Genomic DNA, 13,803 nt, shown 5'->3' with positions numbered 1-13,803 from the left:
CATGAGTCAGGGGTATTTGAACTTCCCACACATCGATCCAGTTTTGATTGAAATAGGGCCATTAGCAGTACGCTGGTACGGCTTAATGTATTTATTCGGTTTCATGTTTGCCTTATGGCTTGCTAATAAACGTGCTGATAAACCAAACAGCGGTTGGACTCGTGATCAAGTGAGTGATCTTCTGTTTGCAGGCTTTTTAGGGGTAGTCATTGGTGGACGTGTTGGTTATGTCCTGTTTTATAACTTTGGCCATTTCTTAGAGAACCCTCTGTACTTATTTGAAGTTTGGACAGGCGGTATGTCTTTCCATGGTGGTTTATTAGGTGTGATCACCGCAATGCTCTGGTACGGTTATAAAAATAATCGTAGCTTCTTTACCATTGCTGATTTTGTAGCGCCATTAGTTCCATTTGGTTTAGGTGCCGGTCGTCTTGGTAACTTCATGAATGGTGAGTTATGGGGCCGTGTTACTGATGTACCGTGGGCGATGGTATTCCCAACGGGTGGGCCTTTCCCTCGTCATCCATCTCAGTTATATGAATTTGCACTGGAAGGTGTTGTTCTATTCTTCATTCTAAATTGGTTTATTCGCAAGCCTCGTCCACTAGGTGCAGTTTCTGGCTTATTCCTATTTGGCTATGGAACCTTCCGTTTCTTGGTCGAATACGTTCGCCAACCTGATGCTCAGTTAGGTCTATTTGGTGACTGGATTTCAATGGGACAAATTTTATCATTGCCAATGGTGATTGGTGGTCTATTGATGATGATTTGGGCATTCAAACGTAATCTTTTTGCGACTGATTTGAAGAGCAGCGGCACCAAGTCAAAGAAATCGAAATCAAAAGCAAAATAAATTCATAAAAATACGCTAGAATGGCGTGAATGACGATTTATAGTAATGGCCTCTCGTTTGAGGCCATTTTTTTAACTAATTTTAAGAGAGCAGACCCGTGAAGCAGTATTTAGATTTATGCCAACGCATCGTTGATGAAGGGACTTGGATTGAAAACGAACGTACAGGAAAACGCTGCCTAACGGTGATTAACGCCGATTTAACTTACGATGTAGAAAATGGTGTTTTCCCTCTTGTTACAACGCGTAAGAGTTTTTGGAAAGCGGCAGTCGCAGAGATGATTGGCTATATTCGTGGTTACGATAACGCAGAAGACTTCCGTAAGATTGGCACTAAAACATGGGATGCGAATGCGAACTTAAATGATGCATGGCTGAATAACCCTCATCGTAAAGGTGATGATGACATGGGCCGAGTATACGGTGTACAAGGTCGTTCGTGGGCAAAACCAAATGGTGAGTTTGTCGATCAACTGAAAAAGATCATTGATGATTTAAGCGCAGGTATTGATGACCGTGGTGAAATTTTAAACTTCTACAATCCTGGTGAGTTTGATATGGGTTGCTTGCGTCCATGCATGTACTCACACCATTTTTCACTATTAGGGGATACATTGTACTTAAATAGTACTCAACGCTCGTGTGATGTTCCGCTAGGCCTTAATTTTAATATGGTCCAAGTGTATTTCCTACTTGCGATTGTCGCTCAAATCACAGGGCATAAAGCAGGTAAGGCGTATCATAAGATCGTTAATGGTCATATTTATGAAGATCAGCTTGAATTGATGAAAGACGTACAGTTAAAGCGTGAGCCATTGAAAGCCCCAACCTTTAAAATAAACCCTAAGATCAAATCATTAGAAGATTTAGAAACATGGGTAACCATGGATGATTTTGAAGTGATTAGCTATGAAAGCCATGAAGCGATTAAGTATCCTTTTTCAGTGTAATACCCAGTCCAGTACTAATATCCATTTACTAATTACATTTGTATAAGACATAAAAAAGCCCCGAAGCATTTACTTCGGGGCTTTCCTTTATCTGTTTATCACTCTTAAACCGTTAGAGCTAATACGCCACCTGGTAGAATGATGAATACAAAACTTAAATATCCAGCAACAACCGCCTTGTTACGGTTAGCCATTTCAGCAATCCACTCAGCACCTTTAATTGGTAACTCACGTAAGAATGGAGTACCGAAGATAACTAGCGTTGCAATTACGTTGAAACATAGGTGAACCAATGCAATTTGCAGAGCAAGAACCGCATACTCACCTGATGCTGCTGTTGCTGCTAGTAGAGCCGTCACACAAGTACCAATGTTAGCACCAAGAGTGAATGGGTAAACATCGCGAACTTTAAGTACACCAGTACCTACAAGCGGAACCATTAAACTTGTTGTTGTCGATGATGATTGAACTAGAACCGTTACCACTGTACCAGATGCGATACCATGTAGAGGGCCACGGCCAATTGCGCTCTTAAGCAGTTCTTTTGCACGACCAACCATTAAACTCTTCATTAATTTACCCATAAGAGTAATAGAAATGATAAGAACCGCAATACCAAGGGCAATCATTAATAGACCACCAGTCATGCTTCCAAAGCTAGATAGAGGCTCTTGGATCGCGCTGATAACTGGCTTGGTAATTGGTTTGATAAAATCAAAGCCTTTCATGTTCATGTCACCCGCACTTAAGAACGGAGACACTAACCATGCTGATAGTTTTTGGAAAATACCAAACATCATTTCTAGAGGTAAGAAAATAGACACGGCTAATAGGTTAAAGAAATCATGAACCGTTGCACAAGCAAATGCACGTCTAAATTCATTTTTACAACGAGCGTGTCCAAGGCTTACTAGAGTGTTGGTAACGGTAGTACCAATGTTAGCACCCATTACCATAGGAATTGCGGTTTCAATAGGTAAACCACCAGCCACTAATCCAACAATAATAGAGGTCACAGTTGAAGAGGATTGAATTAATGCTGTTGCAACTAAGCCGATCATTAAGCCAGCAATAGGGTGAGATGCAAATTCAAAAAGAACTTTTGCTTCCTCACCAACAGACCATTTAAAGCCTGTGCCAACCATAGCAACCGCTAAAAGAAGAAGGTAAAGCATAAATGCTAAGTTTGCCCAACGCAGCATGCGCGAGGTATTGCTCATTGTTGCTGCAGAAATTGATTGGGTATTCATAGTAAAGCTCCGTACCGAAATAGTATGTTGTCGGTTTATTTAATCTGAAGCGATAGTAGATAACGAATATTTCAGAAATATTACAGTGAAAGAGAAAACTGTAATAAATGCTTCATAATTCATTTAAGCTCTATTTTTATCATCTTTAGCGACTTTAAGTTATTGAATGATAGATGTTTTTGTTCTTTATTAAAAAATGGAATATAAAATTTTTTTTCAAACTTTTTTGTTCTATGTTTCGCTTGTATGACATTTTTAAGAATCTGGTTGCGGAAAAAGCGAATAGTTTTAATAAAATAAATAGTTTTTACGAAGTGTTTGCTTTAACTGTAATAAATGGCGTATCGTTCATATTATTATGATGCGATGACTTATTCGGTTCGCAAAAAGAGATAAGGTGCAATATGTCCCACTTAAATTACAACCATGTTTATTACTTTTGGATGGTATGTAAGCAAGGTTCAGTAACTAAAGCAGCAGAAGCTCTGTTTTTAACCCCTCAAACGGTCACTGGTCAAATTAAAATATTAGAAGAGCGTTTAGACGGTAAATTAACTAAACGTAACGGTAGGAATGTAGAGCCTACAGAGCTAGGGCAACTGGTCTATAAATATGCAGATCGTATGTTTGGTTTAAGTTATGAGATGCTTGATATCGTTAATTACAGCCAGCAGTCGAATGTATTGTTTGATGTGGGTGTTGCTGATGCGCTTTCTAAACGTTTAGTAAGTAAAGTTTTATCAACAACAGTGCCAGAAGATGCGTCTATTCATCTACGCTGTTTTGAATCCACTCATGAATTATTACTTGAGCAGTTATCTCAACATAAATTAGACATGATTTTGTCTGATTGTCCGGTTGATTCAAGTCAGAACTCTGGGCTTTTCAGTAAAAAGTTAGGTGAGTGTAGTATGAGTTTCTTTTGTTCTAAAGAGAGCGAATCAATCAACTTTCCTGAAGTCTTAGAAAAGAAGAAACTGCTTATTCCTGGTGGCAGAACCTCAATGGGAAGAAAGGTAATCCAGTGGTGTGATCAACAAGGTATTACCCCAAATATTTTAGGGGAGTTTGATGATGTCGCTTTAATGAAAGCATTTGCTCGTGAAAGCAATGCAGTTTTTCTCGCGCCAACCGTTTATATGAATGAGGCAGACTCTGATCTAACTTTACATAGAATTGCTGATGTAAATGATTTAAAAGAAGAGTATTACGTTATTTTTGCTGAACGAATGATCCAGCATCCAGCAGTAAAAAGCATTTGCTCTGCTGATTTCTCACATTTATTTGATTTTAATTTGCAATCATAAAGACGAATACGCTAAATTAGCTTTAACTAAATTAGATGGTAGTGTTTATGAATTTACAGATGATGGCAGAGAATGGGCCAAAAGCCGTTACATTACTTAAAGCAATGGCAAATGAACGTCGTTTGTTTATTTTGTGTTTGCTGCTTGATGGGGAGCTATCGGTAGGACAAATTGCAGAACAGCTAGAGTTGAGCCAATCAGCATTGTCTCAGCATTTAGGTTGGTTACGTAAGGATGAGTTGGTATCAACAAGAAAAGAGTCTCAAACCGTGTACTACTCATTAAGTAGCCATGAGGTTAAGTCTGTCATTCAATTATTGCATGATCTGTATTGTCCAAAGAATTAATACGAGGCGATCACTTTTCTGCATAATATAGATAAGGTGCTTATACCAATCTAAGCAATTATCTGAACAACTACTTATCCAGAATGGTATTAAACATTGGTAGGGTAGAGAATCGTATCTTTTTTTATTTACCAAATAGCAGGCATAAAAAAACCGACCTAGGTCGGTTTTTTCTTATTTCTAACTGAGAATCAAATTTCTATTAAAGAGCTTTGATTGCTGCAGTGAAACGCGCTTTATGACGTGCAGCTTTATTCTTATGAATAAGGCCTTTAGTCGCCATGCGGTCTAGAAGTGGAGTTGCAGTTGCTAGTGCAGCAGTTGCAGCTTCTTTATCGCCAGCTTCGATAGCTGCGATAGTTTTTTTCATGTAAGTGCGCATCATTGAACGACGGCTAGCGTTGTGCTGGCGACGTCTTTCAGCTTGAGTTGCGCGCTTCTTAGCAGATTTACTATTTGCCAAGGGTCTAACTCCCAAAAACGTAGTTCGGTGACAATTTAAGGTCGGGAAATATGCATTCTTTGAACTTAAATGTCAACTGATTTGTGTAAAAACCAAGCTGAATCAAACAAAAATTTGATGAGAATGGCAAAACACGGTTAAGATGGCGTGCATTCTAACAGCATTTTTTCCAGTTAGTAAGCTCTTTATGGTAATCATCGCCATCTTTATGAGGTTTTTTTGTGAGTAAACGACTTTTACGTTCTGGCTTAATCGTCAGCATCATGACTTTAGTGTCTCGAGTACTCGGTTTAGTCCGTGATGTAGTAGTAGCAAATTTAATGGGAGCGGGCGCAGCAGCAGACGTTTTCTTTTTTGCGAATAAAATTCCTAACTTTCTACGTCGCCTATTCGCAGAGGGGGCTTTTTCACAAGCCTTTGTTCCCGTATTAACGGAATATCACGCCAGTGGGGATGATAATAAAACCCGTGAATTAATAGCAAAAGCATCGGGTACCCTTGGGGTTCTCGTTACCATTGTTACTTTTTTCGGGATTTTAGGTTCAGGAGCGGTCACTGCTCTGTTCGGCGCCGGGTGGTTTATGGATTGGCTTAATGATGGCCCGAATGCGCCTAAATTTGAACTTGCCAGTTTTCTTTTAAAGATTACCTTTCCTTATCTGTGGTTTATTACTTTCGTTGCACTCTCTGGCGCGATTCTAAATACCCTCGGTAAATTCGCAGTTTCTTCATTTACTCCCGTCTTTTTAAATATTGCTATTATTGCTTGTGCTTATTTTATTTCACCAAATTTAGAACAACCAGAGATCGGCTTAGCGATTGGTGTATTTCTGGGCGGCTTGATTCAATTTTTATTCCAGATTCCATTTCTTTATAAAGCGAAAATGTTGGTACGCCCACAATGGGGTTGGAATGATCCCGGTGTAACTAAAATCAGAACCTTAATGATCCCAGCATTATTTGGCGTATCAGTCAGTCAAATTAACTTGTTACTTGATACCTTTATTGCAAGTTTTCTAGCAACAGGTTCAATCAGTTGGTTGTATTATTCTGATCGCTTGTTAGAGTTTCCATTAGGGTTGTTTGGCATTGCAATAGCAACGGTAATATTACCTGCACTATCGAGAAAGCATGTAGATGCTGAAGGTGATGGTTTTTCACAGACCATGGATTGGGGTGTGAGAATGGTGATCTTACTTGGGATCCCTGCGATGTTAGGCTTAATGGTATTAGCAAAGCCGATGCTGATGGTGTTATTTATGCGTGGAGAGTTTTCGCCACATGATGTTAACCAAGCTTCCTTATCATTGTTTGCTTACGCATCAGGATTGCTTAATTTTATGTTAATTAAAGTACTTGCACCTGGCTATTACGCAAGACAAGATACAAAAACGCCTGTTCGTTACGGCATTATAGCCATGGTGACTAACATGTTCTTTAATGCCATCTTTGCTTACTTTTACGGTTATGTTGGCTTGGCGATGGCTACCGCGTTATCTGCTCTCGTCAATATGACATTACTGTATCGCGGTCTGCATTTAGCCAATGTTTATAAGTTATCAAAAGAGACGATATTTTTTGTGCTTAAATTAATGGTTTCAGGCGCAGTCATGGTAAGTATTTTATTGTGGTTAATGCCATCAATGAGCGTTTGGCTAGAGTGGAACCTCATGAAACGAGTCATAATGCTTTTTTCTTTCATTGGCTTAGGTGCGCTAAGTTACTTGATAACCGCCGTTGTTTTTGGCCTGCGTCCTCGTCATTTACGAGTTTCAGCGTAAAGTAAGAATTACGTTGTTCAGTGGTGCGAATGAACACATTAGTATATAATTCGTCAGTTTTTTTAAGCGAATAAATTGATATTGAGATAATGGAATTAATCCGAGGTATTCACAATATTACGCCAGACCATAAAGGCTGCGTAATGACGATAGGTAATTTTGATGGTGTTCATTTAGGACATCAGCAAGTATTACAACAAGTTAAGTCTAAAGCCAAAGCGCTTGGCTTACCGTCTGTTGTCATGACTTTTGAACCTCAACCTATGGAGTTTTTTGCAAAAGAAAAAGCTCCAGCGCGATTAACCCGTTTACGAGATAAGTTTGTTCAGCTTAAAAAACTAGAAATAGAACGTTTATTGTGTATTAATTTTAATCAGAAATTTGCAGAACAAACCGCTGATGAGTTTGTCGAAGACTTGTTGGTTAGATCATTGGGTGTTAAATTTCTGGTTGTTGGTGATGATTTTTGCTTTGGTAAACATCGCAAAGGAAATTTCGCCATGCTGCAAGAGGCCGGGAAAAAGTACGGTTTTGAAGTGGTAAATACACAAAGTTTTTGTTTAGAAAAACAAAGAGTAAGCAGTACGGCTATCCGTCATGCGCTCGCAAATGATAACTTAAGTGATGTCGCCACTATGTTAGGGCGAAATTACAGTATTACAGGCCGTGTCTCTCATGGTCGAAAGTTGGGGAGAACCATTGGTTTTCCTACAGCAAATATTCCATTAAAGCGTTGTGTTTCACCTGTGTCTGGCGTTTATGTTGTTCGAGCTAAAGACAAGAGTGGGAAACAATTAGGTGGTGTTGCTAATATTGGTAATCGCCCAACGGTGAATGGCGTTCGTCAGCAGCTAGAAGTACATTTTTTTGATTATCAAGCCAATTTATATGGCCAGCAATTGAATGTAGAATTACTTTGTAAGTTGCGTGATGAGCACAAATTTGAGTCATTTGACGCATTAAAACAACAAATAGAATTAGATTCTCAGGCAGCACGGGTGTGGCTGTCTGAAAATAGATAACATTTCATTTCGCCCAAGTAACGGAATTAAGAATCAATGAGTGACTATAAAGATACCTTGAACCTGCCTGAAACAGGATTCCCAATGCGTGGTAACTTGGCTAATCGTGAGCCAGAAATGCTTAAGCGTTGGTACGATGAAGATCTTTACGGTGAAATCCGTAAAGCGAAAAAAGGTAAGAAATCGTTCGTATTACACGACGGTCCTCCTTATGCAAATGGTGACATTCATATTGGTCACGCACTAAACAAGATTCTTAAAGACATTATTATTAAGTCGAAAACACTTTCAGGTTTCGATGCACCGTACATTCCAGGTTGGGACTGCCACGGCCTACCTATTGAATTAATGGTAGAAAAGAAAAAAGGTAAGCCAGGTCAAAAGATCTCTGCTGCTGAGTTCCGTGAAGAATGTCGTAAATATGCGGCAGGCCAAGTTGAAGGTCAAAAAGAGAGCTTCAAACGTTTAGGCATCATGGGCGAGTGGGATAAACCTTACCGCACTATGGATTTTGGCACTGAAGCAAATATCATCCGTTCATTGGGTAAAATTGCTGACCAAGGTCACCTACTTAAAGGTTTTAAACCTGTTCACTGGTGTACAGATTGTGGTTCAGCACTTGCTGAAGCTGAAGTTGAATACCAAGATAAAGTATCTCCATCTATTGATGTGCGCTTTATTGCAGCAGACGAAGCTGCAACATTAGCAAAATTCAGCACGCCTGAAGGTCATCAAGGTGAAGGTGAAGTATCTGTTGTTATCTGGACAACGACACCTTGGACTCTTCCTGCTAACCGTGCAGTAGCATTGAATGCTGATCTTGAGTATGTATTAGTTCAAGTTGAAGCCCATGGTGAGCAAAAAGCACAACGTCTAATTCTTGCATCTGAACTAGCTAAATCGGTAATGGATCGTGCGGGTATCGAGCATTTCCATAACTTAGGTTTTGCAAAAGGGTCTGATTTAGAGCTTCTTCAATTTAACCACCCATTCTATGGCTTTACGGTTCCGGCTATTTTAGGCGAGCACGTAACGACAGATTCAGGTACAGGTATCGTTCATACCGCTCCTGGTCACGGCCAAGAAGATTTCGTGGTTGGTAAGAAATACGATCTAGAAATTGCAAACCCAGTAGGATCAAATGGTGTATACCTTCCTGATACTGAGCTATTTGCTGGTCAACACGTATTCAAAGCGAACGATTCAGTTCTTGAAGTACTAAAAGAAAAAGGTGCATTACTGCATCATCATGCGTACGAGCACAGCTACCCACATTGCTGGAGACACAAAACGCCAATCATCTTCCGTGCAACACCGCAATGGTTCATCTCAATGGATCAAGCAGGTCTTCGTGCAAAAGCGTTAGAAGAAGTGAAGAGCGTTGAGTGGATGCCAGAATGGGGTCAAAACCGTATCGAAGGTATGATCGAAGGTCGTCCTGAGTGGTGTATTTCTCGTCAACGTACTTGGGGTGTGCCAATTGCTTTATTCGTTCATAAAGAAACGTCTGAACTACACCCTAATTCACTAGAGCTAATTGAAAAAGTAGCGAAGCTAGTTGAAGAAAAAGGCATTCAAGCGTGGTGGGATGTAGATGCTGCTGAGCTAATGGGTGAAGACGATGCCGCTAAATACGAAAAAGTATTAGATACTTTAGATGTATGGTTTGACTCTGGTGTTACTCACTTCTCTGTAGTTGATTCTCGTGAAGAATATGACTTCCCACAAGAAGAGAGAACACACAGTGCAGATCTTTACCTAGAAGGTTCAGATCAACACCGTGGTTGGTTCCAATCATCACTGATCTCATCAGTCGCTATGAAAGGCAAAGCACCTTACCGCCAAGTACTAACACACGGTTTCGTGGTAGATGGTAACGGCCGTAAGATGTCTAAATCTATCGGTAACGTTGTTGCTCCTAAAGACGTAACAAACAAACTAGGCGCAGATATTCTTCGTCTATGGGTTGCTTCTACTGATTACACTAATGAAGTTGCGGTTTCTGATGAAATTCTAAAACGTTCAGCTGACGCATACCGTCGTATTCGTAATACAGCTCGTTTCTTCTTAGCGAACCTAAGCGGCTTTAATCCAGAAACAGATATCGTTCCTGCTGAAGAAATGGTTGCTCTTGATCGTTGGGCAGTAGGTCGTGCATTTGCTGCACAGCAAGAAATCATCAAATCTTACGATGAATACAACCTGCATGAAGTAACTCAGCGTTTGATGCACTTCTGTTCAATCGAAATGGGTTCTTTCTACCTAGACGTAATTAAAGATCGCCAATACACAGCTAAGAAGAGCGGTCACGCTCAACGTAGTTGTCAAACGGCACTTTACTACATTGTAGAAGCACTAGTTCGTTGGATGGCACCAATCATGTCATTCACAGCAGATGAAATCTGGAATGAAATGCCAGGTGAGCGTGAGAAATTTGTATTCACCGGTGAGTGGTACCAAGGTCTATTTGATCTTGCTGAAGGTGAAGAGTTCAACAATGAATTCTGGACTGACATTCAAGCCGTTCGTGCTTCTGTAAATAAATTGCTTGAAGCCGCTCGTGGTGAGAAAGTTATCGGTGGTGCACTTCAAGCTGAAGTAACACTATACGCTGATGATAAATTGATTTCTAAAATCAATAAATTAGAAGATGAACTGCGTTTTGTTCTTCTAACATCAAGCGCAACGGTTAAACCGCTTAGCGAAAAAACAGAATCAGCAAAAGCGACAGAGCTTGACGGTTTGTTTGTAGATGTTGCTGCCTCTGAAGCTGCGAAGTGTGAGCGTTGTTGGCACCATGTTGCTGATGTAGGTACAATCGAGGGCCATGAAGAAGTATGTGGTCGTTGTGTATCTAACATTGACGGTGAAGGCGAAGAGCGTAAATTTGCATAATGACTAGCGATAATAAGACATTACCGCTGCTTAAAGAATCGGGACTCCGCTGGCTATGGCTAGCGGGGATCATCTTTATGGCAGACATCAGCATCAAGTTATTTGTGATGAAGGAAATGGGTTACGGTTGGGCAAACCGCATTGAAGTGTTGCCTTTCTTTAACTTCCTTTATGTTCATAACTACGGTGCAGCATTCAGTTTTTTAAGTGATCAAGCTGGTTGGCAACGCTGGTTCTTTACTGGCATTGCGATTGCTGTGTGTAGCTTGTTGGGTTATTGGATGCGTAAAGCACCACAAACTGACAAACTAAATAATATTGCTTATGCACTGATTATTGGTGGTGCGATTGGTAATGTGTTTGATCGTTTAGTTCATGGTTTTGTTGTTGATTACCTTGATTTTTTCTGGGGTAACTACCATTGGCCGGCATTTAACTTAGCTGACGCCGCCATTTGTATTGGAGCGGGACTGATCATCTTAGACGGTTTTCGCTCTGGTAAAAAAGAGCAATAAGGCTAATTAGATATAATAAATTGAACGCTGCCCGAGAAGTCGAGTGGCGTTTTTTTTCAAGGAAAGATAATAATGAAAATAGAAAATAACAGTGAAGTTACTCTACATTTCACCATAAAATTAAAAGATGGGTCTGTTGCGGATAGTACACACAGTTCGGGTAAACCAGCTAAATTCACTATGGGGGATGGCAGCCTGAGTGATAATTTTGAAAAATGTTTATTAGGATTAGAGTCAGAACAATCAAAAAGTATTGAGCTTAATGCTGAAGATGCTTTTGGTCTTCCAAACCCTGATAATATCCACCATATGGATAGAAATCGTTTTGTGGGTGATGCGGCAGCTGAAGTGGGGACTATCATGGCCTTTAGTGGCCCTGATGGAATGGACATTCCAGGAATAATCACAGAGATTGCTGGAGATTCTGTTACTGTGGATTTTAATCACCCATTAGCTGGTCAAGATGTTATCTTTGACGTAGAGATTGTAGCGGTTGGTTAATCCAACACAATAAAGAGATAAAAAATGAAAATAGTATTAGCAAACCCTCGTGGATTTTGTGCCGGTGTTGATCGCGCCATTAGCATTGTTGAACGTGCACTTGAATTGTATGAAGCCCCAATTTATGTTCGTCATGAAGTGGTTCATAATCGTTTTGTTGTTGAGGGTTTAAAGCAGCGCGGTGCTATTTTTGTTGAAGAGTTAAGTGAAGTGCCAGACGACAATATCGTTATCTTTTCGGCTCATGGCGTTTCTCAGGCTGTACGTAAAGAAGCAAAAGAGCGCGCATTAACTGTATTTGATGCAACGTGCCCACTAGTAACAAAAGTACATATGGAAGTGGCTCGAGCAAGTAAGAAGAATATTGAAGTCGTGTTGATTGGCCACGCTGGTCACCCTGAAGTGGAAGGTACGATGGGGCAATATGCCAATGAGACAGGTGGTATGTATTTGGTTGAAACCCCAAGTGATGTCATTAATCTTATGGTTAAGGATCCAAGTAACTTGCACTATGTTAGCCAAACTACCTTGTCTGTGGATGAAACCGCTGATGTGATTGATGAGTTACGTCGAGTATTTCCTGAGATCCAAGGCCCTCGTAAAGATGATATTTGTTACGCAACCCAAAACCGTCAGGATGCAGTACGTGACATGGCAAGTCAGGTTGATGTAATGATTGTCGTTGGTTCAAAAAACTCCTCAAATTCAAATCGTTTACGTGAATTATCAGAAAAATTAGGCACAACAAGCTATTTAATTGATTGTCCTGAAGACTTAAAAGAAGAGTGGTTAACCGATCAAGCTAAAGTTGGTGTAACTGCCGGGGCTTCAGCGCCTGAAGAACTTGTTAACCAAATCATTGAACAAGTAAAAGCGTTTGGTGGTACGACGGTTGAAGAGCTAACCGGTCGTGAAGAAAATATGTTCTTTGAAGTGCCAAAAGAATTACAAATTAAAACTGTGTCTTAATACTTCACGTGCTGTGAATCAAAATTTGAGATAGAGTGCAAGGAAGCGAATTTAAAGGAGTAAAAATAAGAATGGTAAGAATAGCAATTGCAGGCGCAGCAGGAAGAATGGGCCGTAACTTAATTAAAGCAGTGAATGGCTCTCAGTTTGCCGTTCTTGCAGCAGCAAGTGAACACCCAGAATCAAGCTTAATTGGTGTTGATGTTGGAGAGATGGCTGGGTTAGGAAAATCAGGTCTTTCTATTGTGGATGATTTAGCAAAAGTGGTTGATGATTTTGATGTGATTATTGATTTTACACTTCCAATTTCAACCCTTAAAAATATCGAACTGTGTCAAGAGCACAAAAAAGCCATTGTTATCGGCACAACCGGCTTTAGTGAGCCAGGTAAAGCGCTTATCGATCAAGCTTCAAAAGATATCCCTATTGTTATGGCTCCTAACTACAGCGTTGGTGTTAACCTTGTCTTCAAGCTGTTAGAAAAAGCCGCAAAAGTGATGGGTGATTATTGTGACATTGAAATTGTAGAAGCGCATCACCGTTATAAAGTCGACGCACCCTCAGGTACAGCCATTGGCATGGGGGAAGCTATTGCGGGTGCTATGGGTAATAAACTTGAAGATGTTGCTGTATATGCTCGTGAAGGTATTACTGGTGAAAGAAGCAAAGATGAGATTGGATTTGCAACGATTCGAGCCGGAGATATTGTAGGCGAACATACGGCTATGTTTGCTGATATTGGCGAACGTGTTGAAATAACACATAAAGCAACGGATAGAATGACGTTTGCAAATGGTGCGGTGAGAGCCTCCCATTGGCTACATCAAAAGTCTCCTGGTTTCTATACCATGCACGATGTTTTAGAGCTAGATCAGCTATAACGATTATATTAAGCCCGAATCATTATTGATTTGGGCTTTTTTTTAACTGAACCAAATCAAATGCAACTTA

General features: G+C 40.2%; 13 protein-coding genes. 11 read left to right on the top strand and 2 right to left on the bottom strand.

Translation table 11 applies throughout. The features are described from left to right. The first annotated feature begins 1 nt into the window (after window position 1). Window positions 2-853: a prolipoprotein diacylglyceryl transferase gene (gene lgt, locus PVK63_RS11290; protein ID WP_130046881.1), complete on the top strand. Its 852-nt coding sequence runs from the start codon at window positions 2-4 to the stop codon at window positions 851-853. Between the two features lie 97 nt (window positions 854-950). After that, window positions 951-1,802, top strand: coding sequence for a thymidylate synthase (locus tag PVK63_RS11285; protein WP_274440489.1), 852 nt, complete (start codon window positions 951-953; stop codon window positions 1,800-1,802). A 104-nt stretch (window positions 1,803-1,906) separates the two neighbouring features. On the opposite strand, the gene PVK63_RS11280 is transcribed toward PVK63_RS11285, so the two are convergent. Then, window positions 1,907-3,052: a Na/Pi symporter gene (locus PVK63_RS11280; RefSeq protein WP_130086946.1), complete on the bottom strand. Its 1,146-nt coding sequence runs from the start codon at window positions 3,050-3,052 to the stop codon at window positions 1,907-1,909. A 404-nt stretch (window positions 3,053-3,456) separates the two neighbouring features. Between PVK63_RS11280 and nhaR the strand changes: the two genes are divergently transcribed. Together nhaR and PVK63_RS11270 are read left to right on the top strand one after the other, a co-directional pair. After that, window positions 3,457-4,359, top strand: a complete 903-nt coding sequence (gene nhaR, locus PVK63_RS11275) for a transcriptional activator NhaR (RefSeq protein ID WP_130046878.1) — start codon at window positions 3,457-3,459, stop codon at window positions 4,357-4,359. A gap of 47 nt (window positions 4,360-4,406) precedes the next feature. Further along, the gene (locus PVK63_RS11270; protein ID WP_130044318.1) at window positions 4,407-4,706 is read left to right on the top strand and encodes an ArsR/SmtB family transcription factor; all 300 of its coding nucleotides are present in this window, start codon (window positions 4,407-4,409) and stop codon (window positions 4,704-4,706) included. Window positions 4,707-4,908: 202 nt separating this feature from the next. Here PVK63_RS11270 and rpsT read toward each other — a convergent pair whose 3' ends face one another. Then, entirely contained in the window at window positions 4,909-5,169 is a 261-nt protein-coding gene (gene rpsT, locus PVK63_RS11265; RefSeq protein ID WP_005417629.1) for a 30S ribosomal protein S20, read from the bottom strand. Between the two features lie 221 nt (window positions 5,170-5,390). Here rpsT and murJ point away from each other — a divergent pair, with 221 nt between their 5' ends. From murJ to dapB, 7 genes are all read left to right on the top strand, one after another. Next, complete coding sequence (gene murJ / locus PVK63_RS11260) at window positions 5,391-6,950, top strand: murein biosynthesis integral membrane protein MurJ (RefSeq protein WP_130086947.1); 1,560 nt, start codon at window positions 5,391-5,393, stop codon at window positions 6,948-6,950. Window positions 6,951-7,039: 89 nt separating this feature from the next. Beyond that, window positions 7,040-7,972, top strand: a complete 933-nt coding sequence (ribF, locus tag PVK63_RS11255) for a bifunctional riboflavin kinase/FAD synthetase (protein ID WP_130044316.1) — start codon at window positions 7,040-7,042, stop codon at window positions 7,970-7,972. Between the two features lie 36 nt (window positions 7,973-8,008). Beyond that, window positions 8,009-10,867: an isoleucine--tRNA ligase gene (gene ileS / locus PVK63_RS11250; RefSeq protein ID WP_274440487.1), complete on the top strand. Its 2,859-nt coding sequence runs from the start codon at window positions 8,009-8,011 to the stop codon at window positions 10,865-10,867. Further along, entirely contained in the window at window positions 10,867-11,382 is a 516-nt protein-coding gene (gene lspA, locus PVK63_RS11245; RefSeq protein WP_130046875.1) for a signal peptidase II, read from the top strand. The genes ileS and lspA overlap by 1 nt, the downstream gene beginning before the upstream one ends. Window positions 11,383-11,454: 72 nt before the next feature. Next, window positions 11,455-11,883 (top strand): FKBP-type peptidyl-prolyl cis-trans isomerase, encoded by a 429-nt coding sequence (gene fkpB / locus PVK63_RS11240; protein WP_130046874.1) that lies wholly within the window; start codon window positions 11,455-11,457, stop codon window positions 11,881-11,883. 24 nt (window positions 11,884-11,907) lie between these two features. Continuing rightward, window positions 11,908-12,852, top strand: a complete 945-nt coding sequence (ispH, locus tag PVK63_RS11235) for a 4-hydroxy-3-methylbut-2-enyl diphosphate reductase (protein ID WP_130086949.1) — start codon at window positions 11,908-11,910, stop codon at window positions 12,850-12,852. A gap of 71 nt (window positions 12,853-12,923) precedes the next feature. Beyond that, complete coding sequence (dapB, locus tag PVK63_RS11230) at window positions 12,924-13,733, top strand: 4-hydroxy-tetrahydrodipicolinate reductase (RefSeq protein WP_130044311.1); 810 nt, start codon at window positions 12,924-12,926, stop codon at window positions 13,731-13,733. The last annotated feature ends 70 nt before the right edge of the window (window positions 13,734-13,803 follow it).

The sequence above is a fragment of the Aliivibrio sp. S2TY2 genome (genome assembly GCF_028765525.1).
Classification (GTDB): Bacteria; Pseudomonadota; Gammaproteobacteria; order Enterobacterales; family Vibrionaceae; genus Aliivibrio; species Aliivibrio finisterrensis_A.
Note: the sequence above shows the minus strand (reverse complement) of the source record. Positions and strands in the feature narration are given on the sequence as shown.

What these genes read in the sequence shown, in the direction of transcription:
- lgt (WP_130046881.1), top strand. Translation starts at nt 2, where the DNA reads ATGAGTCAGGGGTATTTGAACTTCCCACACATCGATCCAGTTTTGATT.
- nhaR (WP_130046878.1), top strand. Translation starts at nt 3,457, where the DNA reads ATGTCCCACTTAAATTACAACCATGTTTATTACTTTTGGATGGTATGT.
- ribF (WP_130044316.1), top strand. Translation starts at nt 7,040, where the DNA reads ATGGAATTAATCCGAGGTATTCACAATATTACGCCAGACCATAAAGGC.
- PVK63_RS11270 (WP_130044318.1), top strand. Translation starts at nt 4,407, where the DNA reads ATGAATTTACAGATGATGGCAGAGAATGGGCCAAAAGCCGTTACATTA.
- ileS (WP_274440487.1), top strand. Translation starts at nt 8,009, where the DNA reads ATGAGTGACTATAAAGATACCTTGAACCTGCCTGAAACAGGATTCCCA.
- fkpB (WP_130046874.1), top strand. Translation starts at nt 11,455, where the DNA reads ATGAAAATAGAAAATAACAGTGAAGTTACTCTACATTTCACCATAAAA.
- lspA (WP_130046875.1), top strand. Translation starts at nt 10,867, where the DNA reads ATGACTAGCGATAATAAGACATTACCGCTGCTTAAAGAATCGGGACTC.
- PVK63_RS11280 (WP_130086946.1), bottom strand. Translation starts at nt 3,052, where the DNA reads ATGAATACCCAATCAATTTCTGCAGCAACAATGAGCAATACCTCGCGC.
- ispH (WP_130086949.1), top strand. Translation starts at nt 11,908, where the DNA reads ATGAAAATAGTATTAGCAAACCCTCGTGGATTTTGTGCCGGTGTTGAT.
- dapB (WP_130044311.1), top strand. Translation starts at nt 12,924, where the DNA reads ATGGTAAGAATAGCAATTGCAGGCGCAGCAGGAAGAATGGGCCGTAAC.